This is a genomic window from Rhizobium leguminosarum (assembly GCF_010668065.1).
GTDB lineage: Bacteria > Pseudomonadota > Alphaproteobacteria > Rhizobiales > Rhizobiaceae > Rhizobium > Rhizobium leguminosarum_S.
In genome coordinates this window covers 72,704-94,148 of sequence record NZ_WUEN01000012.1, presented here as the reverse complement: position 1 = coordinate 94,148, position 21,445 = coordinate 72,704, and the positions used below count along the sequence as shown (strand labels likewise).

Genomic DNA, 21,445 nt, shown 5'->3' with positions numbered 1-21,445 from the left:
ATGATGGCCTTATGTACGCCCAGGAAACGGGATTCTGAATGCTTGCAAATCCGGATTTCCTGCTTCATCGTTCAAAAATGATCAGTGACCCACTCTCTGAAATGCTCAACCTACTCGATGCGCGCTGCCTTGTGTCGGGCGGGCTGATCGCCGGCGGCGCCTGGGCGCTGCGTTTCCCCCAGCCGAACCGAATCAAGATCAGCGCGGTTGCCAAAGGGCGCTGCTGGCTTTGCCTCGACAATGGCAGTGAACCCATTCTGCTCGAGGCAGGCGACGTTGCGCTTCTGAACGGCCGGCATTCGTTCGTTCTGGCGAGCGACCTTGCCGTTACGCCCGCTGATGCGGTCGGCGCCTTCAAGGAGAAGGTCGACGGAATGGCACACCACGGCGTTGGCGAGGATTTCCATTATCTCGGCGGCCACATCGCGCTCGGACCGCAGGGCATGGAGCTGCTGTCCGACGTACTGCCGCCGATCATTCATGTGCGCGCCGCCCTTGCCGAAGCCGGCGTGCTGCGCTGGCTACTCGACCAGTTGGTCCGGGAGATGGCGGCAAAGCGGCCAGGCGCCCTGCTCGCCTCGACCCAGCTTGCGCAGTTGATGTTCGTGCAGGTGCTGAGGGCGCACATCATGAGCTCGGCGCCATTGACGGTCGGGTGGCTCCGCGCCTTCGGCGACGATCGCATTGCGCCGGCGCTGCGGCTGATGCATGGCGATCCCGGCCGGTCCTGGCAGCTTGGCGAACTGGCAAAGGCGGCCGGCATGTCGCGCACGAGCTTTGCGCTGCGGTTCAAGACCGTGGCGGGGGTGGCGCCGCTCACTTATCTGATCGGCTGGCGCATGCGCCTTGCCGAACGCGAGCTGCGGGAGGGCAGCATGCCGGTTTCGGCGCTGGCGCTTTCGCTCGGCTACACATCCGAAAGCGCCTTCAGCAACGCCTTCAAACGGATGACGGGTATGGCGCCCAGGCGCTATCGCGTGGCGATGGCCCGCGAGGCCGGGCCGATCGAAGAGGTGGTGGATGTCGAGGGGCAGGCGATGACGACGCATTACAGGCTGTTGAAGGCGGCATCGTAGCGGCGCGAGATCCGCATGATTTTAGGCCCGATCGGCCCAGCAGCATCATGCTCTCAATGCTGTCGCCCGCATTCCGTGATGACGTGGATTAAAGATGGCCGTCGCCTGTGTAGCGTTGTCCGGACGTATTTTTGAAGACATGCGGCCCATTGGCTGGAATGTTGGCCAGCGAAGATGCGCTCAGGGTCGACGCCTGTCCGCGGAAGATGAATTGCAGCTCCCCCTCATGACATTGTCTCATTCCGTACCATTCCACCGGTCGAGTCACGACCCTGATAAGTTGAATCAACTGATTTGGTATAGAAGGAGAAAATGATGACTGTCACCGTGATCAAACCCGCACAGGATCGGAAAAAAGTGTCCGATGCTTATGAACTTGACTATTTTGTGCAGAAACACGCCATCGCTAGAATGGACGCGATCCGGATTCTCAACCTGCACCGATCTGATCGAGATGCCTCCGATCGCGCCGCGCATCGTCTCAAAAGGTGATCTACCAACCGAGACGAGACGGACGGGATTTTCCCTTTCATTTGCCAATGAGATTTAACGCGAGGCCGACCAGCGCATCCTTGGTCGTCGTCCCCTTTTGAAAGGCATACAAAAGAACGGTTAAGAGATCCGAGCCGTCTTCGCTATCGGGCGAGATGTCATGCCGAGCGCAGGCCTCTTGGAAGGCGATCAGGAGCACTGTCGAAGCGGTCTCGTCTACGTGGTGATTGTAAAATGAGGTCACGCATCATCCTTAAAGGTTGCCGACGTCAAATGCGTTCAGTTGTCGATCAGGCAGGCCGTATCAACGGCGCGGCATCATCCGGAACCAGCTTCGATTTACCAAGCGGAATGCCGGTCAGCCGTTCGTTTTCTATCTCAGCCGGGCCATAGGTGCCTTGGCACAGGTGCATCAGCCCAGTGCGATCCTGCACGAGAATTTCCCCGCGTTGCGATTTGATGAAGTGCTTCGCTTCGAGAATTTGCAGGGCCACTGTTACACCCGGCCTACGCACGCCAAGCATCATCGCAAGAAATTCATGGGTCACATAGAAGCTGTCGCCATTGACGCGGTCGTGAACCATGAGGATCCATCGCGCCAGCCGCTCTTCCAGTTTGATCTGACCGTTTGCAAGAGCGGTGTAGGTGGTTTGGATACCGAGCGTACGGGCATAATGCATCAAGAGTTCTGTTAACGCGGCGCTCTGAGACATCGCGTCTTGAAGATTGCCGGCAGAAATACGAAGCGCCGAGCCGCCCATCTGGACGAAGCAGTCGAATGGGCTTTCTGTATCGCCCTGGACCAGCGACGTTCCAGTCATGCCATCCCTGCCGAAAAGGCCGACCTCGACGGTTGAACCGCCCTCTTTGCTTGCCACCACCGAACCAAGACCCGTCTCGAAAAAGTAGACGAAGTTGATCGGCTGATGCGCCTTTTCGAGCGACTGACGAAGGTTGAGCTGCATTCTCTCCAGACTGGGGGCAAGCAGGCGCCGATCTTCAGGGGCAAGGGCACACAACAAATGGTTCTTGAACGTGCTCATATTTTGGTTGGTCATCGTGCTCTCTGGGGCGAAAGCACGACGATCTTCCAAACGTCAGCGCCCTTACGTGGCTGACGTCATATATAAGGTTGCGCTTAAAAACTGCACTGCGCAACAACTTTTGTACGAAATCGTACAAAAGTTGCACCTAGGCGTTGTTTTTGGAGGAGGATTTGGCCCACACTGGTTACGCTTGTGATGCGGCGACTGGTCGTCGTTTGCCGATGCCGTTTCGGAGCGATGTCTCCTGAAGTTTGAGTCGGCGAACTTCATCTTCCCCGCGCGCAGCGAGAATGAAAACACGTTCTTTCCCATCGGGAGCTTGAACCTCGGCGACAACGTCGCGCGCTATCAGCTCCTCCATGGTGATATCCGATACCCCCGGGATCACGGAAGTCGGCTGCGGCTCAGGATAATATTGGTCGAGAAATCTGATAGCCTTGTTTTGTCTGTTGCCGAGGCCAAGCTGCGGCCCGTCGTCAAATTCCTCCCTGCGCTCACGTTGCACTCGGCTTGACGAAGCCGGTCGACGTTTCATCGCTATTTCCTCTCGCGTTTTTGATATGGTCGGGAAGTCGGTGAGTTGCAAACCGGATGGGTAAGAAGCTCGTCTGCCTTTTCGTTGGCCATAGGAAGAAAACGGGAAAATCCCTCTATTCTTCACGACATCGCGCCAGATTGGCACAGCTTGCACATACTGACGGGCACAATGAGCCGTTGCAACAATAGTTCCGTGTGTATCGACTCTCAGCGCGCTGGAGCGGCCGGCATCAGCTGTCGGGTCCGCAATCGGGATAGGCGGCCCTACTCATCTTCAGTCGTCCGGTTGGAGCTCCGAGGCTAAGAGAAGTAACGGTTCGACCGCTTGCAAGCTTAGCTCGACAGAAAAATATCTAAGGGCCCCTTCGCGTCTGACATTGCTTCAGGATCGAGACGCTGGGATTGGCCCGAGGGACGCTTGTCGCGTGCAGCAGTTTCGATTCATCCGGCAATGCGGTGCAGGAAGGCCTTGCCATACTGACCTGGCGCCGTTTTGCGACGCGCGGAAGCTAGATCGCCCCGATGTCCTTAAGTTTCTTCAGCACAGCCTGGTTCGGCTCGCCGTCTTCGGGCAGGTTGTAATGCTTCTGAAAGTGGCGGATGGCCGCGCGGGTCTGCTCGCCGGCGACGCCGTCGACGCCGACATTGGCATAGGCCATGTTGGAAAGACCCTTCTGGATCTTCAACACCAGGTCGACATTGGTGATTTGGCTTGATGGAACCTGCTTTGCCGCCGATGGAACCGTTTTGACGGTCTTCTCGGCGCTGCGGATCGCCGCTGCCACCGGGTCTTCCGCCGCCGCCTTCGAGCTCACGTCCTCGGGCGGCTTTTCGGCGGGTACGGTCGAGGGGCCGGCGGCATCGGTCTTCAGCGCCACGAGCACCTCCGGCGTCGGATCGCCGGTCTGAGTCATGCCGACGGTTTCCTCGAAGAACAGAATGGCAGCACTGGTGCGGGGGCCGATAATACCGTCCGGAATGCCGTTATAGAGGCCGCGGCGCACCAGCTGCTGCTGGATGTCCATGACGAGCTGGCTTGGCTGCTGGCCGGGTGCGGCAGGCGCCGGTGTCGCGTTGGTGGTGGCAGTATCCTGCGGCCGTTCGATCCGGAAGGTGGTGACGTCGCCCTGCTGTTCCTCGGCCGGGCGGCGGGCGCCGAGCACGGTCGGAGACTGCGGATCGCGGGTGCGGAATATCGGATGCGGATGCAGGCCCGGCTGATACCAGAGCGCATTGGCGGCGACGAAGGAGAAGATGACGGCGAAGGTGATCGCGCCGCCGGCGACCGACGGATTGCGGCCGATGACGCCACCGAGCACGGATGCGCCCTGCAGGCCGACCCCGCCGAGCACGGAGGCGCCCTGCAGGCCGAGACCGCCGAGGGCGGCAGCGCCTGACATCAGAAGGCCCGGCTGCTGCCGTCCCCTTTTTCCCTTAGGCGATTTTCGCTTGCGCGCGGCCATCGAAACGCCCCTCTTCCAATTCTACACCGCTATTGACCGCGCCCTTCAGCCGCGGCGGAAACTCGACAGTCGCGCCATGACCGGCGTCTTCGGCGTGCTGTGCACCCGAGCCGTCCGTCGCAATCTCGATGGTGATAATCGTGCCTTCGCCCGGCTGGCTGGCGATGGCGAAATACCCGCCATGCAGCGCCACCAGCCCCTTGACCAGGGAAAGACCGAGGCCGGAGCCTTCGAACCGGCGGGTGTAATCGTTCTGGATCTGGACGAAGGGCTGGCCGAGCAATGCCAGCTTGTCGGCCGGGATGCCGATGCCGGTGTCGCTGACCGTCAGCTTGAGGATGCCGTCGCGCGCTGCCGCATCGACCGAGACGACGCCGCCGGCCTCGGTGAACTTTATGGCATTGCCGACGAGGTTGATGAGGATCTGCTGGATGGCGCGCTGATCGGCGACGACCTCGCCGAGGCCGCGCTGAATACGGCTCGTCAGGGTGAGGCCCTTGGTCTTGGCCTGCAAGGCCAGCATCGATTCGCAGGATTTGACGGAGCTCGATATGTCGAAGGCTTCGAGGATCAGCTCGTACCGCCCGGCCTCGATCTTGCTCATGTCGAGCATGGTGTTGACGACGGACAGCAGATGCGCGCCGGATTCGCGGACCAGGCCGACATATTCGCGCTGGCGATCGTTTTCGAACTTGCCGAAATATTCGCCGATCAGGATGTCGGAAAAACCGAGAATGGCGTTCAGCGGCGTGCGCAGCTCATGGCTGACGGCGGCGAGGAAGCGGGATTTGGCGTCATTTGCCGATTCGGCATCGGCCGCGCGGTTCTGGGCTTCGTCACGCAGCTGCTGCTCGACGGAGACATCGCGCAGCTGGGCAATGATGGCGGCAAGTTCGCCGTCGGCATCGCGCCGGGCCGTCATGTCCATTCTTAGATAGGCGAACTGGCGCTGATCGCGCGAGACCGAGGGCCGGTCGAGGCGCAGGTCGACGCTCTGAGCATCCTCGCCCCGGCGCAGGCCATCGAGCGCCTGCAGGAAAAGAATGCGGTCGGAGACATGCACCTGCTCGAGGAAGCCCCTGCCCTTGGGATCGCGCATCCAGGCGAGGAAATCGCGTCGGTCGCGACCACCGACGGTCGCCACACTGCCGTGCGGGTCGAGGAAGAAGACGAGGCCCGGGGTGGCGGCAAGGTAGAAATCCTCGGCCGACTGCGTGGCGATACCGGCGGACGAACCCTGACGGGCGAGCGCGATGCTGCCGACGGCGGAAAAGAGAAAGGCGGCGCAGACCATGGCGACACCTGCCGGCAGCGCCACGGCCGGACTGGTGACCGCCGAAAGGCCGATAGGAGCGGCAACGAGAGCAGCCGACGAGAGCAGCACGAGGCGGCGCAGGATCGCGAGCTCGCGTTGGCGCACGGCTTCACCGCCGCCCGTCCGGGAGAGCCAGCTTGTCGCTGCCCGGTCTACGAGGGCCGTCATCCAGCCGCCAATGTTACTCAATACACGCACGCAATACCCGCCCGAAAGGCTGTCTATCGATCCGGACAATAGGCCTTGGCGACTTAAAGAAAGGATAAGGCAAAAGCGCTGTTCACAGCCTGAAACGGCCGAAATTCTCGTTTTGAAGCATCTGGAAGGCTCTTTGCCTTTTGTGGTTAATAGGGGGTAAGCGACGGATTTTCCTCATATTTCAGCATTGCGTTAACTCCTGTGGCAAGGCGAGCCGGCAAAAGTCCTGCAATTGCAAGCAGGTGCTGCCCTGATGCTTAACGGCGATCGCTCGCATTCGACTAAAATGCGGCTCAAATGCCGTTCGCTAAAATTTGAACTAAATTTGCCGCAAATGCGCGTGAGTTTCGAAAAGCGGCATTCGCAACTTGGCGGTAGGGTGAAAACACACCGGACAACCGGCCTGATTCGGCGACAAGAACCGGACGGGGAAACAGGATGGGCAACGACAATGTGGTTTCTGATCAAAGGATCCTTCTGGTTTGGCCTCGTGCTCGTGCTTCTTTCCGTCTTCAGTACGGAGAGTTCAGACAAGCTCGCCAATGGCCCGCAATTGCAACTGTCCGACGCGTTCACGGCGGCAAGCGGCGCCTATGACTATTTGACCGGCATGTGCTCGGAGAAGCCTGAGGTCTGCGCCAAGGGCACCGAGACCCTTACCGCACTCGGCTACCGGGCCCGCGAAGGCGCCCGCGTTGCCTATGAACTTCTCGACAGCCAGTTCAAGGATGAGGCGCCGGCGACCGCAAAGCTTGCCGAACCGCAGATGCCGGTGGCGCTCAACATGCCTTCCCTCACCACGCCTGCCATCCAGGAAAAGGTGCGCGAGGCAAAAGCCGCGCTCAACCAGCCGATGCCTTACCGTCCGCCGGTCGAGGACGATGCCTCCTCTGAGACGGTGGTAACAGGCGCTATTCCGCTGCCGACGCCGAAGCCGGCGACCTGACGAAATTCCTGCGGGTAATCGCCCGCAACGCATTTGTTCTTACGCAATTCCGGACGGAAAACCGCTTCGCACTTTTCCTGGAATTGCTTTGAGCTTGCATCGGTGGTCCGCATGACGCGGAGATGCCCCATGCCTGACGTGCCTGCCCTGTTTAATTCAGCATGTTGCTGCGCCGTGAGGATGCCCATCCCTCACGGCGTTTCTTTTTAGCGGTTCAAATCTGCCGGTCTTTCACCTATATGCAGTCTTAGAGCACTTCCTGACGCATTCCGGACGCAAAACCGCTGTGCACTTTTGCTGGAACTGCTTTAATAGTGAAAGGCTTTCGCATGGCATCCCTCGACCAGATCATCGACGACTTCGCTTTCCTGGACGATTGGGAAGACCGCTACCGCTATGTCATCGAACTCGGCAAGGCGCTGCCCGACCTGGCCGAGGAGAAGCGCACCTCGGAGAACAAGGTGATGGGCTGCGCCAGTCAGGTGTGGCTGGTGACCCATACGGCAGGCGATCCCGACAATCCCGTCATGAGCTTCGAGGGCGATTCCGACGCCCATATCGTGCGCGGCCTCGTCGCCATCGTGCTTGCCACCTATTCCGGCAAGATGGCATCGGAGATCGCCGGGCTCGATGCCTTCGAGATATTCTCGAAAATCGGCTTGGTGGAGAACCTGTCATCGCAGCGTTCGAACGGACTGCGGTCGATGGTGAACAGGATCCGCGAAGAGGCAAGAGTCCGCGCTGCGGCTTGACCGTACTCCTGGCTGGCCGGCTTTGAGAGCTACAGGACGGGCGAGCGGGTGCCGGCTCTGCAATCGAGTACATTAACACTTGCTCATAGTATAGGAATACATTCTAAGCCTGTCGGCAAAGCATAAGACGGGATCGCTTACGCTGTCGTCGCGTCCGGCCGAAACGGGCCGGCTGATCGACCGGCCGACTCCGTTTGAGCCAACGGAATGCTTCAATCTAACCCGGAAAGGCTCTCAATACCGGAAAGAGTATTTCTTCGTCTTGAAAAGGCACACAAAAAAGCCGGGCACAAGACCCGGCTTTTTGTCGTCGATGCTTTCGAAAAAGCTCAGCCGCGGCCGCGCTTGCGGCGCTGCCCGAGGCCCATTTCCTTTGCCAGGCGCGAACGCGCTTCGGCATAAGCGGGCGCTACCATCGGGTAATCGGTCGGCAGGTCCCACTTCTCGCGGTATTCTTCCGGCGAGAGGCTGTGATGCGTCATCAGGTGACGCTTGAGGGACTTGAAGTTGCCGCCGCATTCCAAACACGTGATCTGCTCGTCCTGTACGGACTTGCGGACAGAAACTGCAGGCTTCTGCTTTTCGACGATCGCCGCAGCAGGCTGCGGTACGGACGTGTTGCTCAGTGCCGAATGCACGTCGGAAATCAGATTGGCCAGGTCGCTGACCGGTACAACATGGTTGCTGACATAGGCCGCGACGATGTCGGCTGTCAGTTCCACAAGCAGCTCCGGCGCACTGCCGGTCGCTATATCCGTCATATTCTTTCTCCTGTTAGCATGCTCAAACGGTCTTTGACTGACACGCCAAAGACCCGCCTCGTAGAAGCGAACAGCAAAAGCACAGGAAGCGACCTTCTGTTTCGAAAAACGCGAAATCCACCCCTAGATTCCGAAGAGCGTGACCTGTTCTTATACTGCCTGACTGGAAACCACTACGTCATGCCCCAGGCGATGGCCTCAGTTTAGACATTAAAAATCAAAACTGAGGGACTTGGAAGCAGTACGATTGCAATTCACAATCAGAACTCTACTTGCATTGTCAAATACCATCGTTTGGTCGAAAGGCCAATTATTATTTGTCGTTTTTCTTGAGAAAAAATGACAGATGAAGAATTGAGGGTCTCTTCGGCAAGCTTTACTCACAGCTTCCTGTGCATAAGTTTTGCATAAATCTGGTAAAGTCGCCGAACAGCATAGGCTCAACGACCCCTGATATCGTCACGGACCGAGAGTGCACCGAGATCATATCCCGAACGATGGGCAGCTCTGGCAAGCAGATGGGCAGACACCGGCGCCGTCAGCAGGAAGAAGACGAAACCGGCAAGGGCGCGGGCGAGAATCGCCGGGTCCTCTGAATAGAGGCCGGCGGCAAGGAGCAACAGCCCGGAGCCGACAGTCCCCGCCTTCGAGGCCGAATGCATGCGCGTATAGAGATCGGGCAGCCGGACCAGGCCGATAGCCGCCGCAAGCGCAAAGAGCGCACCGACGATCAAAAGCAGGGCGGTGATGGCAGCCACGATATAATCGATCATCACTTCTTCCCCCGCTCCCGGCGCTTTTGCGTGTTGCCATTTGCCGCAGCGACGGGCGGCTTCGATTTGATGTTGCCGCGCGACAGCACGAATCGGGCGAAGGCGACGGTCGCCAGGAAACCGACGAGGCCGAGCGAGATGGCGATATCGATATAGAGCGAAAAGCCGGTTTTGACCGCGATGACGGCGATGAAGCCGATGGCGATGCCGGTCAGCATGTCGAGGGCGAGGATCCGGTCCGGCAATGTCGGGCCGGCGACGACACGCCAGACGGTCAGCATCAACGCCAGGCCGAGGATGACGAGTGCGGCCGAGGATGCGACCGCGACGATGGCGGCAGGTGTGATCACCGGAAGGCCTCCATGATCTTGCGTTCGAAACCGTTGGCGATATCGCGCTTGGTCGTCTCGGGATCGGAACAATCGAGCGCGTGCACATAGAGCGTGCGGCGATCTGGGGAGACGTCGACCGAAAGCGTGCCGGGTGTCAGCGTGATGAGGTTTGCAAGCAGGGTGATCTCGAAATCGCTCGTCACCGTCAGCGGGAAGGCGAAGATGCCGGGCTTCAGCTTCATATCGGGCGAGAGGACGGTGACCGTGACCTTCCAGGCCGACAGCGACAATTCCTTCAGGAACAGAGCGGCGAGCGAGAGTACCGGGAGAACGCGAGGGATATGTCCCTTGCCGCCGAAGGATTCACGGATGATGACCAACGCCAAGGCCCCGAGCAGCAAGCCGAGGACGAGATTGTGCAGCGAGGCGCTGCCGGTAACAGCGACCCAGGCAATGGCAAGCAAGAGGTTGAAGAGGAAGAAGATCACGGCGCGCGCCCTTCCGGGAAGACCGAATGAAGATAGGCCTGGGGATCGGCCAGGCCGGTAGCCGCCGATTGCGACAGCGCCAGCAGCTGTTCCGGCAGGATGCCGAAGCCGACGACCAACGCTGTCAGCGCGGCGAGCGGCAGACCGGTGCGCCACCTCGGTCCGGACGGCGTCAGTTCTATGGCCGCCGGGCGCCAATAGGCGAGCAGGAAGAGACGGCCGAAGGCGATCGTCGTTAGAAAACCGCCGAGGAGGATCGAGGCCGCCAGCCACCAGGCGCCGAGATCGAGCGAGGCCTTGACGAGAATGACTTTCGGCCAGAAGCCGGAAAAGGGCGGCAGGCCGCAGGCGGCAAGGAAGAGCACGAGGGAGAGCGCGGTGAAGCCGCCGCTTTGCCTGTAGAGTCCGCCGAGGGCCGATAGCGAAAAGCCGCCGCCGCGCCGGGCGATCTCGCCGGCGGCAAGATAAAGCGCCGTCATCAGCACCATCGAGTGGAGCGCGTAGAAGACAGCGCCGCTGATGCCGCCAAGGCCGCCGAGGGCGACGCCGGCAAGCATGTTGCCGATGCCCGATACGACGACATAGCCAAACAGCCTGCGGATATCGTTTTCGGCAAGCGCGCCGAGAGCGCCGACGACAATGGTCGCGGCGGCGGCGATCGCGATCACCAGGCTCAATTCCTGGCGCTCCATTGGCAACAGCATGACCATCACCCGGATCAGCGCGTAGATGCCGACCTTGGTCAGCAGGCCGGCAAACAGCGCCGAGACCACGATGCGTGGCGTATGGTAGGCGGCGGGCAGCCAGAAATTGACCGGGAAGGCTGCCGCCTTCATGCCGAAGGCAAGCAGGAAGAGGCTTGCCAGCGTCATCAGCGGCGCCGTGCCGCGCAAATCCGCAGCTTTTGCCGCGATATCGGCCATGTTGAGGGTGCCGAAGGCGGCATAGAGAATGCCGACGCCGACCAGGAACAGGGTCGTGGCGATCAGATTGAGCACCGCATATTTCAGCGCGCCGTCGATCTGCTCACGTTCGGAACCAAGGATGATCAGCCCGAAGGAGGAAATCAGCAGCACCTCGAACCAGACATAGAGATTGAAGACATCGCCGGTGAGAAAGGCGCCGGTGACGCCGGCCATCAGCAGCATGAGCAGCGGGAAGAAGCCGTATCGCCGGCCGCTTTCGCCGATATCGGCCAGCGCATAGATGCCGCCGGCGAGCGCGGCAAGGGCCGCGGTGAAGGCCATCAGCGCACCGAAGAGATCGACAGTGAAGGCGATGCCGAAGGGCGGCAGCCAGCGGCCCATGACCATGGTCAGCGGCCCGTCGGCCGCGACCTTGGCAAGCAGCGCCGCATCGATCAGCGCCAGCGTCGCAAGGCCAGGGATGGCAAGCCAGGCCTGCAGACGGGGATAGGCGCGCAGCATCAAGAGGACGGCGCCGAGCGTGATGCAATGGGCGACCGGCAGGATGGCAAGCCAGTGACCGATCGGCACCGGAGCGGTGATTAGGGCGGCGGAGAGATCGACGGTGGCGGTGGGGGCGGCCATCAGATGGCGCCTCCGCTATCGCACGAGAGGGTTTGCCTTGGGGTGAGCATCCGCACCAACATCCGCCTCAATACCCCAATGGCGGCAGAGGCCGGTCGTCGGGCTCGGCGGCGCGCATGTCGCTGGTGTTGTCGGTGCCGAGGTCCTGATAGGCGCGGTAGGTCAGCACCAGCAGGAAGGCAAGGAAGGAGAAGGAGATGACGATCGCCGTCAGGATGAGCGCCTGCGGCAGCGGGTTGGCCGTGCCTGCGGGCAAGCTGTGGAGACCCGCCGGGATGATCGGCGGCACCTCACGCGTCAGCCGGCCGCCGGTAAAGAGCAGCAGATTGACGGCGTTGCCGAGGATGGCGATGCCGAGCATGATGCGGATCGAGAATTTCGACAGCATCAGATAGATGGCGGCGGCGAAGAACAGGCCGACGAGGATCGCCAGAAGCGGCTCCATCATTCCACCTCCTTTTCTTCCAATGCCAGAGCGATCGAGGTGATGGCGCCGAGCACGACAAGATAGACGCCGATATCGAAGAGCATGACGCTCGACAGCGGCACCTCGGCGCCGAAAAGCGTCGGATAGATCCAGAGGCCGGTCATGAAGGGAAAGGCAAACAGGATGGAGAGAAGACCGGCCACGGTGGATAGGAGCAGGCCGAAGCCGGCAATCGACAGCGGATGGAAAAACAGCGCCCGGCGAACGGCGCCAACGCCGCGGGCAATGCCGTAGATCGCCAGTCCCGAGGCGGCGATCAGCCCGCCGATGAAGCCGCCGCCCGGCTCGTTATGGCCACGCAGCAGTACGAAGACGGAAAAGAGCAGCATCAGCGCGGTGAGGAACGGGGCGACGGTGCGGAAGATGAGGGTGTTCACGCGATCAGCCCTCCGCCGCGGGATCATTGGCGGCAAGCTTGCGCTCGCTGCCGGCACGGATGCGGATCAGCGCCAGGATGGCAAGGCCGGTGACTGCAACGACGGCGATTTCGCCGAGCGTGTCGGTGCCGCGGAAATCGACGATGATGACGTTGACGACATTGGCGCCGTGGGCGATCGATTTGGAATAGGCGTTGAAGAAGGCCGTCAGCGCGTGGTTGAACGGCGCCTCGGTTGCCCGCATCAGCAAAAGCGTGAAGCCGAGGCCGCAGGCAAGCGCCAGCGCGCCGTCGAAGAGCTTGCGGCCGAGCGGCCGCCGATCGGCAGGAGATAGGCGAAGCCTGGTCATGACCAGGGCGAGAATCACCACTGAAAGGGTTTCGACCATGAACTGGGTGAAGGACAGATCCGGTGCGCCGAACAGCAGGAAGATGATGGCAACGGCGAAGCCCTGGATGCCGAGCGAGACGATCGCCGTCAGCCGATCACGGGCAACGAGCACGGCGGCAAGGCCGAAGGCGGCGATCAGGAAGACCGCCCATTCATAGAGCCTGACATCGGCCGGCCAGGCCGGAAGGCGCGGCAGTTCGCCGTAGACGACTGGGGGGATGATGAGGATGGCGGCAACGCAGAGGAAGGTGCAGGTGACATAGATCTCCAGCCGCCCCGGCTGGAGCACACGCATGAGGCGGCCGGAAAAGCGGACAAGACCCGATATAGCGACATCAAAGCCATGGTCCGGCCCAGGTCCGGCCGCGCGCAGGAAGACGGCCATCAGGAAACGGGCGCGCGCCAGCTGCCAGTAGACGCCGATACCGAGCAGCACGGTCAGGGCGGAGAGCGCCAAGGGCAGGCCGATATGCGGCGTCAGCGAAATATCGATCTCGACAGGTGTCTGGCGGATGGCGGAGGCGATCGGCGAGGACAGGACGGTATGGGTGAAGCCGGAAAAGATCGCCGCAAGCAGGCCGAGGACAGCGAGAACGGCCGGGCCGAGCCAGAGCAGGATCGGCGCTTCGTGCGGCGGTTTCGGCGTCTCCACCGGCCGGCCGAGGAAGGGTTTCAGCGCCACGGCGAAGGCCACGGCAAACATCAGCGCATTGCCGAAGACGGTTATGGCGATGAAGGTGATCGCGCGGACATCGGCACCGACGAGTGCCGTGTAGATCTCCTCTTTGGCGAGGAAGCCGAAGAAGGGCGGCAGGCCGGCCATGGACAAGGCCGCCGCAAGCGCGATCATCCAGGTAAGCGGCATCGCCCGCATCAGGCCACTGAGCCTGGTGATATCGCGGGTGCCGGTCTCATGATCGATGATGCCGGCGACCATGAAGAGCGCGCCCTTGAAGAGGGAATGCGCCACCAGATAGAGTGCTGCCGCCTCCACTGCATGGTCCGAGCCGAAGCCGATCAGCATGACAAGCAGGCCGAGCGAGGAGACGGTGGTATAGGCGAGCTTGAGCTTCAGGTCGGTCTGGCGGATGGCAAGCGCGGTGCCGACCACCAGCGTCAGCCCGCCAAAGAAGGGCAGAAGGATTTCCCAGGCAGGCGTTGCCCCCATGACGGGATTGAGCCGCATCAGCAGATAGACGCCTGCCTTCACCATCGTCGCCGAATGCAGGTAGGCGGAAACCGGCGTCGGCGCCTCCATGGCGTTCGGCAGCCAGAAATGGAAGGGAAACTGCGCCGACTTGGTGAAGGCGCCGCCCAGGACCAGGATGAGGGCAGCCAGATAGAGCGGGCTTTCGCGCACGATATCACCGGCACCGATGAGCCGCGACATCTCAGTGACGCCAGAGATGTTCCAGAGCAGCAGCAGACCGGCCAACAGGCAGAGCCCTCCCCCGCCGGTCACAACAAGCGCCTGCAGGGCGGCGCGGCGAGCCGCCTCACGCTCGTGATCGAAGCCGATCAGCAGGAAGGACGTGATCGACGTCAGCTCCCAGAAGACGAAGAGCATCAGGAAACTGTCGGAAACGACGACGCCGAGCATCGCGCCCATGAAGAGGAAGATGAAGGAGAAGAAGCGGCCCTGATCCTTGTGTCCTTTGAGATAGCCGCCGGCATAAAGCACGATCAAGGTGCCGATTCCGGTGATCAGCAGCGCGAAAGCCAGAGACAGGCCATCGAGGAACCAGGAGAAAGAGAGATGATAGCTCGGCACCCAGGAATAGCCGCCGGTGACAACCTCCCCGCGCGCTATCTGAGGAATAAACCGCAGGAAATGCAGGAAGGCGAGCAAGGGAGCGATCGCCAGCAGCCAGGCACCGTTTGCGCCAAAGATACGGATGACGAAGGGAGCAGCAAGAGCGCCGGCGAGCGGCAGACACAGGGCCAGAAATGTCAGAGCCGTGACATCGGCCATGTCTTCTCCTCTACTGGATAACTCCTTGAACCGGAATCGATTCAAGGAATGAAATTATGCAGCAATTCAAAGCGTTACAGCATCCCTTGCGCCTGAAAAGACGCGCGACACCGGAAAGGCAACAGACGAAAAGCCGGCGAAAACCGGCCTGTCTTCTGACTTAGGCGAAACGGGGGAGTGTCTCAAGCGATTTCGGCCGGTCCGGCGAAGCAGGCGATCTTCGAAGCCGATCAGGCCGTCGATCTGGAAAGGCGCGTCAGCAGCCGGGCGATACAACCGTGCAGGATGAAGACCAGAAGCGTCAGCGGCCAGACCAGGCAAGCGAGGAGCCCGGCGAGACGATGAAGCGTCAAGCCGTCATGGTTGGCCCAGCCTTCCAACAGCGTGACCGCCATGGCGGCCACGGCCACGAGGCCGTAGAGCAGGACGATTGCTGTTTCAAACACCAGTGATTCTCCAATGCACGCAACATTAACCCTAACAGAAAACCCCTAACGGATGTAAAAGCAAGCCTCTTCCCCTAATTGGGTATGCGGCCAACCTCATGGCGCGCCGCGGCAGACTTGATGAAGTGAACGCGGCGCACCACATTTTCTCGCGAAACGGAACCCGCCCCTCGGCGAAAGGAGCACCTCATGTCCGAAACTGCGACGACCGCCAAGATCCACAAGACCGACGCCGAATGGAAAGAGCAGCTCACCCCCGAGCAATACCGCATCACGCGCCAGCACGGCACCGAACGCGCCTTCACCGGCCCTTATTGGGATTCCTTCGAGACGGGGCTTTACCGCTGCGTCGGCTGCAACGCCCCGCTTTTCCGCTCCGACACGAAATTCGATGCCGGCTGCGGCTGGCCGAGCTATTTCGAAGCGGTGTCACCCGAAGCGGTAATCGAGCATCGCGACACGACCCACGGCATGGTGCGCACCGAAATCCGCTGCGGTAGCTGCGACGCCCATCTCGGCCACGTCTTTCCGGACGGCCCACCGCCGACCGGCCTGCGCTACTGCATCAACGGCCACTCCATGGTGTTCGAGCCCGGGAAGTAGGCGGCCTCAAGCTTGGAAATCGAGTTATCCCGATGCGTGAGCCGAGAGCAGCCCCTCATCCGGCTGCCGCCACCTTCTCCCCGTAAACGGGGCGAAGGGGATATGCCGCGACCTCTCCGTCCCTCGCTCACTTCTCGCAGGGCACGTCCCCTCTCCCCGTTTTTTACGGGGAGAGGGTTAGGGTGAGGGGCTACCATCGACGCCAATGACGCCCCGTCCGATCACTCGTGCTCAGCAGGACAGGGCCAGGTTGTCGGTGCCGAGAGGCCGGCCGGCAGCTTGGTCGAGGCATCGCCGCAAGCCAGGTCGATCTGCGCCTGTTCGAGCCCGGTTGCGGCCGAGAGGTCAAGGCCTTCGATACGGGTCAGGAACATGAAGGCGCGGTCGAACATCGGCGTTGTTTCGAAAGTGGCCCCGGAGAAGTCGGCACGTGAGAGATTGGCGAACGAGAATTTCGCGGCCGTCAGCACCGCCTTGTCGAAATCGGCGCGGCCGAGCTCGGCCTTTTCGAAGCTCGCGCCGGCAAGCCGGGCGCCGGCAAAATTGGCCCGCTGCAGCTCGGCGCCGGCAAAGGATGCGCCATCGGCGGCGATACTGGCGAAGCTGGAGCGATAGGCCTCAATCTTGGCGAAGTTGGCGCCTTCAGCGTGGGCGCCCTCGAGCGAGGCGCGCACCAGCGTCGCCTTCTCGAGATTGGCGGATTTGAAATTGGCGCCAGCGAGATCGGTCAGCGAGAAATCGGTGCCGACGAGATTGGCGCCTTCGAGATCACTGCCCTGCAGCATCAGGTTCTTCTTGGTGCAATCCTGCCAGTCGAGCTTCGGCGAGGCCAGGCTGCCGCAATCGGCGGCTCGTGCGGCAACCGGCGGAAATGCCAAAAGGACGAGGGCAAGGAGACCGAGCGACGATCCGTGCATTGCCATTGAACTATTCACCCCCATGACGCTTACGTGACGCTTTCAGGCCGCCTTTCGTGAAGCAGCCTTCCATTTTCTTACACAGCTCAGACTACAATAAAAAGATGGCGAGCGCCGTTCACAATGGATTGCTGTCCGGCTTTTCCTGGCAGGTGGTATCCACCTTGCCGGGCAGGTGGATCAATCCGCCTTGCCTGGCAGGCGAAGCTCCATGCAGGTGAGGTCCAGCCAGCGGCCGAACTTGGTGCCGACTTCGGAAAATCTGCCGGCGATGCGGAAGCCGAGCTTTTCGTGCAGCCTGATCGAGGCGGTGTTCTCCGCCTCGATACCGGCAATCATCACATGGATATTGCCGGCCGCAGCACGCGCGATCAGTTCCCGCATCAGGCGCTGGCCGATGCCGCCACCCCGGCAATCCCTGTCGACATAGACGGAATGCTCGACCGTGTGGCGGTAGCCGTCGAAAGGCCGCCAGTCGCCATAGGAGGCGTAGCCTGCGACCTTGGCCGACACTTCGGCGACGATGACGGGAAAGCCCCGGGCCTTGCGCGCCCTGAACCATTCCAGCCGGTTTTCGAGATCGACCAGCGTATCGTTCCAGATCGCCGTCGTGTGCTCGACGGCGTGATTGTAGATATCGCGAATGGCGGAAAGATCGGCTTCGGTGGCGTCGCGGAGAAGGACAGCGTCTGTCATGATGCTCGGGTTCATATTGTTTGCGAAGGCGGGCATACGCCCCGCCTGCAAAGATGTAAACGGCGGATGCGCACTAGCAACGGCTTCGGGCACATCAGTCGTTCAGAGGCCCGGCGCCGACAGGCTGAAACAGGTGAAGACGGCCGAATAATGCACCGCCGCGGCGGTGACGACGAAACCGTGCCAGATGGCGTTCTGGAAGCGCAGCTTCTCCCAGACATGGAAGATGACGCCGAGCGAATAGATGACACCGCCGATGACGATCAGCAGCATCGAGGCGGCGGGAATGCGCGAGGCGACGGGCTCGGCCACAAGTACGCCGCTCCAGCCCATGGCGAGATAAAGCAGGATGGCAAGACGGTCGAAACGCCCGGGAAAGGCGCATTTCAGGACAATGCCGACGGCGGCAAACAGCCAGATCGCGACCAGCATGAACAAGAGCAGCGGATCGTCGGCGCCGCGTTCGAGGAAGGGCGTATAAGTGGCGGCGATCAAGAGGAAGATCGCAGAATGATCGAAGCGGCGCAGATACCATTTCGTGCGCGAGACCGGCCAGGCGTTGTAGGAAAAGGAAATGGCAAGCGTCAGCACCAGCCCGACGCCATAGATCCAGGCGGCGGCGAGCGCGCCATAGGAACTCCAGACCGTGGCGTAGAAGATCAGCACCGTGGCCCCGATCAGCGCCAACACAAGGCCGACGCCATGGACGATACCGTCGGCGATCAATTCATATCTATCATAAGCCCAGCGAATGCCGTTGAACTCGCCCATGCACGCCAATCCGTTTCATACCCGATTGCAATCGTCGCATCGAACGGACGGGCGCGCAACTGCGGCAAAGCGCACGGGCGGTAAATCTTCGTGACAGGCAGCAGGGCGTAAAGTCAAACCTTCTGACGGTCAACCAGCACCGAGCATTTGGCATGGCGCACGACCCGATCGGCGGTGGCGCCGATGAAGTAGTTGGAAAAGTCGGGAACGTGCGAGGCGACGATAATCAGATCGGCGCCGTGGCTTTCGGCGGCCGAGATGATCGCTTTGGCAGGCGGGCCGTTGCCGATCTCGACAGTTGCCGCAACACCGGCTGCGGCGAGCAGCGCTTCCAGCTGCACGCGGCTGTCCTTCATGACGTCCTCGACCATATTGGCCGGCAACTCGATCGCGACATAACTCGGCACATCTTCGATGACGTTGAGCGCGATGATCTCACCGCCGTCATCGAGCAAGGACGCGGCCTTGCGGAGGATCTTTTCTCCCTTTTCGATGCCGCCGAGGGCGATCGCTACGATGATCTTCCTGTACATGGCTTCCCTCCATGACTGCGATGCATAAGCATCCTCTAAAGAAGATATGAACGCATTGATCGCAATCAAGTGGGCGCAAGTCATCGTCAACATCTGTTCAACGCTTCATCCTCAAAAACGGGTCTTCTGTGAACAATCGGAATGCGCCATATAGGGGTCAAGTACGGCAGCCGAGGGGAGATCAGAAGCGAATGAACCGGCGAAACTTCCTCGGGCTTGCCACAGGCGGCATGTTTGCCGCTACCGCCGGTACGCCTTCTATCCTACGGGCCAATTCAGAGGCAGGAGAACAAGCCATGACGACCGAAACTTCCTATGCGCTGACGCGGCCGGCCTATATCGACCAGTCGCATCTGGTCGTGACCGACCTCGGTCTGGTTTCCGGCTTCTACCAATCGATGCTCGGCCTGAAGGTGATCGAGAAGACGGCGAGCGGCGAAGTGCTGGGTGTTGGCGACCTGCCTTTGCTGACGCTGACGACCGCAAAAGATGCGACCATCGCGCCGCGCAATGCCGCCGGCCTTTTCCACACCGCCTTCCTGATGCCGAACCGGACGGAGCTCGCACGCTGGCTGCGCCATGCGGCAAACAACAATGTCGCGCTCGACGGCGCCTCGGACCATCTCGTCAGCGAGGCGATCTATCTTTCCGATCCCGAAGGCAATGGCATCGAGATCTATGCCGACCGGCCGCACGAACAATGGAAATTCCATGAGGACGGCATGGTGGAGATGGCGACGCTACGCCTCGACCTGCAGGCGCTCTACAACAGCGCGCCTGATGAGCGCTGGGACGGCATGGCTGCGGGGACGGCGATCGGCCACCTGCATCTGCAGGTCGGCGACATCCCGCAGGCAGACGCCTTTTACCGCGACGTCCTCGGCCTCAAGCTGATGGCGCGCTATCCGGGCGCGAGCTTCTTTGCGAGCGGCGGTTACCATCACCATCTCGGCGCCAATATCTGGAACAGCCGAGGCGCCACGGCACGCGCCGGCAACATGACCGGACTTTCGGACTACAAGATCCGTTTCAACGACAAGGTGACGCTGGATACGGCGGTCTCCAAGCTCGATGCGCTGGAGATCAACAGCGAGAAGCGCGACGGCGGCGTGTTCCTGAGGGATCCCTGGGGTATCGGCCTGACGCTTTCGGCGTAACTCCTGCAACAACGGATCAGCTCTCGCTGAAGGAATAACAGCGGAAATCGGCCTGCTTCGGTTGGACGCCGGACGGCAACGGGCGCCAATGCCGCGCGCCTTCACCTGCACCGCGCCACATTGTCACACGCTTGAGGAACCGGAACCCTATCGGCGCGTTTCCGTGACGAAGCAATGGGGCTTCGGGGACCTCACCGCAATGGGCATCGCCAATGGTATCCGCAAACAAGCAAAGAAGATCGCGATCGGCGAACGCCACACCAGCGCCTGGGCACAGTCGCTGAAGGAGGCGGCGGAAGAGTTGCCGCCGCCGCCGCTGCACCGGCTGGAAAAAGACGGGCTCGATGTCAGCATGGCCTGGGCGATCATCGGCATCTTCGGCATTCTCTTCCTTGCCGCCGTCTACCTGATGTCACTGATCCTCATTCCGATCACACTTGCGGTCGTCGTCGGCATGATCCTCGGCATGGCGGCAGAAAAGCTCAGCAAGATGGGTGTGCCGCGGCTTGCCAACGCCTTCATCCTGTCAAGCAGCGTGGCGCTGGTGATCTTCCTGCTGATCAACTCGCTTGCCGACCCGCTGATGACGCTTGCCAATGAGGGGCCGGCCTTCGCCGAGCGAACCATCAACCGGGTCATGCCTTATCTGGAACGTATCAGATGGCTGCATATCACGCCGGCGACATTCGAAAGCGGGTCGATGTCGATCGGTGCGCTGCTCGAAAACACTGGCAACGTGCTGCATGTGGTGACCACCAACCTGACGCCGGCGCTGGTGCAGGGATTGATCTTCTTTGCGGCGCTGCTGTTCTTCCTCGCTGGTCGGGTCAACCTGCGCAAGACGATCATCATGACCTTCCGCACCCGCACGCAGCGCCTGGCGGCGATCCGCGTCATAAATGCCGTCGAGCAGGTGCTCGGCTTCTATTTCGCAACGGCCTCGCTGATCTATGTCGGGCTCGGCGTCGTCATGACTGTCATCGCCTATGCCGGCGGGCTTTCGGCCCCGGTGCTCTGGGGCTTCTTTGCCTTCGTGTCGAGCTTCATCCCCTATCTCGGCATCACGCTGATGACGCTTGCCGTCGCGGTCGCCGGCATCCTGACCCATGATGGCCTCCTTATCGGCCTGATGCCGGCCGCTGCCTTCTTCACCGTGCATCTGCTCATGGAGAACCTGGTCTTCCCGGCAGTGATGGGACGGCGGCTGGAAATCAATCCCTTCGTCGTCTTCCTCGCCATCCTGTTCTGGACATGGATGTGGGGCGCCGTCGGCGCCATGCTGGCGCTGCCGCTCTCGCTGATCGTCATGACTGTCATCGACGAACTGCTGATCGAGGAAAAGCCGCAGCCGCAGTTGCCGAAATGAT

The 21,445-nt window shown here is 61.1% G+C and carries 25 protein-coding genes; 7 read left to right on the top strand and 18 right to left on the bottom strand.

From position 1 onward, the window contains the following. Window positions 1–38: 38 nt before the first annotated feature. Window positions 39–1,076, top strand: a complete 1,038-nt coding sequence (locus GR198_RS26970; RefSeq protein WP_029875293.1) for an AraC family transcriptional regulator — start codon at window positions 39–41, stop codon at window positions 1,074–1,076. A 315-nt stretch (window positions 1,077–1,391) separates the two neighbouring features. Further along, window positions 1,392–1,568 carry a hypothetical protein gene (locus tag GR198_RS26965; protein WP_166471192.1) on the top strand — a complete coding sequence of 59 codons (177 nt, stop codon included), beginning with the start codon at window positions 1,392–1,394 and terminating at the stop codon, window positions 1,566–1,568. Between the two features lie 37 nt (window positions 1,569–1,605). On the opposite strand, the gene GR198_RS26960 is transcribed toward GR198_RS26965, so the two are convergent. The 5 genes from GR198_RS26960 to GR198_RS26940 all read right to left on the bottom strand — a co-directional run bounded on the left by GR198_RS26960 (window position 1,606) and on the right by GR198_RS26940 (window position 6,166). Further along, window positions 1,606–1,812, bottom strand: coding sequence for a hypothetical protein (locus GR198_RS26960; protein ID WP_029875294.1), 207 nt, complete (start codon window positions 1,810–1,812; stop codon window positions 1,606–1,608). Between the two features lie 46 nt (window positions 1,813–1,858). Then, on the bottom strand, window positions 1,859–2,626 hold the full coding sequence (locus GR198_RS26955) for a Crp/Fnr family transcriptional regulator (protein WP_164069811.1): 768 nt from the start codon (window positions 2,624–2,626) through the stop codon (window positions 1,859–1,861). A gap of 172 nt (window positions 2,627–2,798) precedes the next feature. Further along, a complete protein-coding gene (locus tag GR198_RS26950; protein ID WP_155248987.1) occupies window positions 2,799–3,149 on the bottom strand; it encodes a hypothetical protein in 351 nt (116 codons plus the stop codon). A 511-nt stretch (window positions 3,150–3,660) separates the two neighbouring features. Beyond that, window positions 3,661–4,614, bottom strand: a complete 954-nt coding sequence (locus GR198_RS26945) for a peptidoglycan-binding domain-containing protein (protein ID WP_164069810.1) — start codon at window positions 4,612–4,614, stop codon at window positions 3,661–3,663. Then, window positions 4,586–6,166, bottom strand: coding sequence for a sensor histidine kinase (locus tag GR198_RS26940; RefSeq protein WP_204337239.1), 1,581 nt, complete (start codon window positions 6,164–6,166; stop codon window positions 4,586–4,588). Before GR198_RS26940 ends, GR198_RS26945 begins: the two co-directional genes overlap by 29 nt. Window positions 6,167–6,578: 412 nt before the next feature. Between GR198_RS26940 and GR198_RS26935 the strand changes: the two genes are divergently transcribed. Together GR198_RS26935 and GR198_RS26930 are read left to right on the top strand one after the other, a co-directional pair. After that, window positions 6,579–7,073, top strand: coding sequence for a DUF5330 domain-containing protein (locus tag GR198_RS26935; RefSeq protein WP_029875299.1), 495 nt, complete (start codon window positions 6,579–6,581; stop codon window positions 7,071–7,073). A 329-nt stretch (window positions 7,074–7,402) separates the two neighbouring features. After that, window positions 7,403–7,825 carry a SufE family protein gene (locus GR198_RS26930; RefSeq protein WP_029875300.1) on the top strand — a complete coding sequence of 141 codons (423 nt, stop codon included), beginning with the start codon at window positions 7,403–7,405 and terminating at the stop codon, window positions 7,823–7,825. Between the two features lie 329 nt (window positions 7,826–8,154). Here the strand turns inward: GR198_RS26930 and GR198_RS26925 are convergent, their stop codons facing one another. The 9 genes from GR198_RS26925 to GR198_RS26885 form a co-directional block, all read right to left on the bottom strand. Next, window positions 8,155–8,586: a MucR family transcriptional regulator gene (locus tag GR198_RS26925; protein WP_003546634.1), complete on the bottom strand. Its 432-nt coding sequence runs from the start codon at window positions 8,584–8,586 to the stop codon at window positions 8,155–8,157. Window positions 8,587–9,026: 440 nt separating this feature from the next. Further along, window positions 9,027–9,359: a monovalent cation/H(+) antiporter subunit G gene (gene mnhG / locus GR198_RS26920; protein WP_029875301.1), complete on the bottom strand. Its 333-nt coding sequence runs from the start codon at window positions 9,357–9,359 to the stop codon at window positions 9,027–9,029. Continuing rightward, window positions 9,359–9,709 carry a cation:proton antiporter gene (locus GR198_RS26915; RefSeq protein WP_029875302.1) on the bottom strand — a complete coding sequence of 117 codons (351 nt, stop codon included), beginning with the start codon at window positions 9,707–9,709 and terminating at the stop codon, window positions 9,359–9,361. The genes mnhG and GR198_RS26915 overlap by 1 nt, the downstream gene beginning before the upstream one ends. Next, window positions 9,706–10,179 carry a Na+/H+ antiporter subunit E gene (locus GR198_RS26910; RefSeq protein ID WP_029875303.1) on the bottom strand — a complete coding sequence of 158 codons (474 nt, stop codon included), beginning with the start codon at window positions 10,177–10,179 and terminating at the stop codon, window positions 9,706–9,708. The genes GR198_RS26915 and GR198_RS26910 overlap by 4 nt, the downstream gene beginning before the upstream one ends. After that, entirely contained in the window at window positions 10,176–11,729 is a 1,554-nt protein-coding gene (locus GR198_RS26905; protein WP_029875304.1) for a Na+/H+ antiporter subunit D, read from the bottom strand. The genes GR198_RS26910 and GR198_RS26905 overlap by 4 nt, the downstream gene beginning before the upstream one ends. Window positions 11,730–11,796: 67 nt before the next feature. After that, window positions 11,797–12,174, bottom strand: a complete 378-nt coding sequence (locus tag GR198_RS26900; protein ID WP_032984803.1) for a Na+/H+ antiporter subunit C — start codon at window positions 12,172–12,174, stop codon at window positions 11,797–11,799. Beyond that, the gene (locus GR198_RS26895; protein WP_029875306.1) at window positions 12,174–12,593 is read right to left on the bottom strand and encodes a Na(+)/H(+) antiporter subunit B; all 420 of its coding nucleotides are present in this window, start codon (window positions 12,591–12,593) and stop codon (window positions 12,174–12,176) included. The genes GR198_RS26900 and GR198_RS26895 overlap by 1 nt, the downstream gene beginning before the upstream one ends. A 4-nt stretch (window positions 12,594–12,597) precedes the next feature. Then, on the bottom strand, window positions 12,598–14,955 hold the full coding sequence (locus tag GR198_RS26890) for a putative monovalent cation/H+ antiporter subunit A (RefSeq protein WP_029875307.1): 2,358 nt from the start codon (window positions 14,953–14,955) through the stop codon (window positions 12,598–12,600). 230 nt (window positions 14,956–15,185) lie between these two features. Beyond that, window positions 15,186–15,401: a hypothetical protein gene (locus GR198_RS26885; RefSeq protein ID WP_029875308.1), complete on the bottom strand. Its 216-nt coding sequence runs from the start codon at window positions 15,399–15,401 to the stop codon at window positions 15,186–15,188. Between the two features lie 189 nt (window positions 15,402–15,590). On the opposite strand from GR198_RS26885, the gene msrB reads away from it, so the two are divergent. Next, window positions 15,591–16,004: a peptide-methionine (R)-S-oxide reductase MsrB gene (msrB, locus tag GR198_RS26880; RefSeq protein WP_017959622.1), complete on the top strand. Its 414-nt coding sequence runs from the start codon at window positions 15,591–15,593 to the stop codon at window positions 16,002–16,004. 221 nt (window positions 16,005–16,225) lie between these two features. Here msrB and GR198_RS26875 read toward each other — a convergent pair whose 3' ends face one another. The 4 genes from GR198_RS26875 to GR198_RS26860 all read right to left on the bottom strand — a co-directional run bounded on the left by GR198_RS26875 (window position 16,226) and on the right by GR198_RS26860 (window position 18,921). Next, on the bottom strand, window positions 16,226–16,927 hold the full coding sequence (locus GR198_RS26875; RefSeq protein ID WP_029875309.1) for a pentapeptide repeat-containing protein: 702 nt from the start codon (window positions 16,925–16,927) through the stop codon (window positions 16,226–16,228). 174 nt (window positions 16,928–17,101) lie between these two features. Beyond that, window positions 17,102–17,653 (bottom strand): GNAT family N-acetyltransferase, encoded by a 552-nt coding sequence (locus GR198_RS26870; RefSeq protein ID WP_164069808.1) that lies wholly within the window; start codon window positions 17,651–17,653, stop codon window positions 17,102–17,104. Between the two features lie 66 nt (window positions 17,654–17,719). Continuing rightward, entirely contained in the window at window positions 17,720–18,388 is a 669-nt protein-coding gene (trhA, locus tag GR198_RS26865) for a PAQR family membrane homeostasis protein TrhA (protein WP_029875311.1), read from the bottom strand. Between the two features lie 113 nt (window positions 18,389–18,501). Beyond that, window positions 18,502–18,921: a universal stress protein gene (locus GR198_RS26860; RefSeq protein ID WP_029875312.1), complete on the bottom strand. Its 420-nt coding sequence runs from the start codon at window positions 18,919–18,921 to the stop codon at window positions 18,502–18,504. A 191-nt stretch (window positions 18,922–19,112) separates the two neighbouring features. Between GR198_RS26860 and GR198_RS26855 the strand changes: the two genes are divergently transcribed. Next, window positions 19,113–20,078 carry a VOC family protein gene (locus GR198_RS26855; RefSeq protein WP_204337238.1) on the top strand — a complete coding sequence of 322 codons (966 nt, stop codon included), beginning with the start codon at window positions 19,113–19,115 and terminating at the stop codon, window positions 20,076–20,078. A 199-nt stretch (window positions 20,079–20,277) separates the two neighbouring features. Further along, on the top strand, window positions 20,278–21,444 hold the full coding sequence (locus GR198_RS26850) for an AI-2E family transporter (protein WP_164023327.1): 1,167 nt from the start codon (window positions 20,278–20,280) through the stop codon (window positions 21,442–21,444). Window position 21,445: the final 1 nt, after the last annotated feature.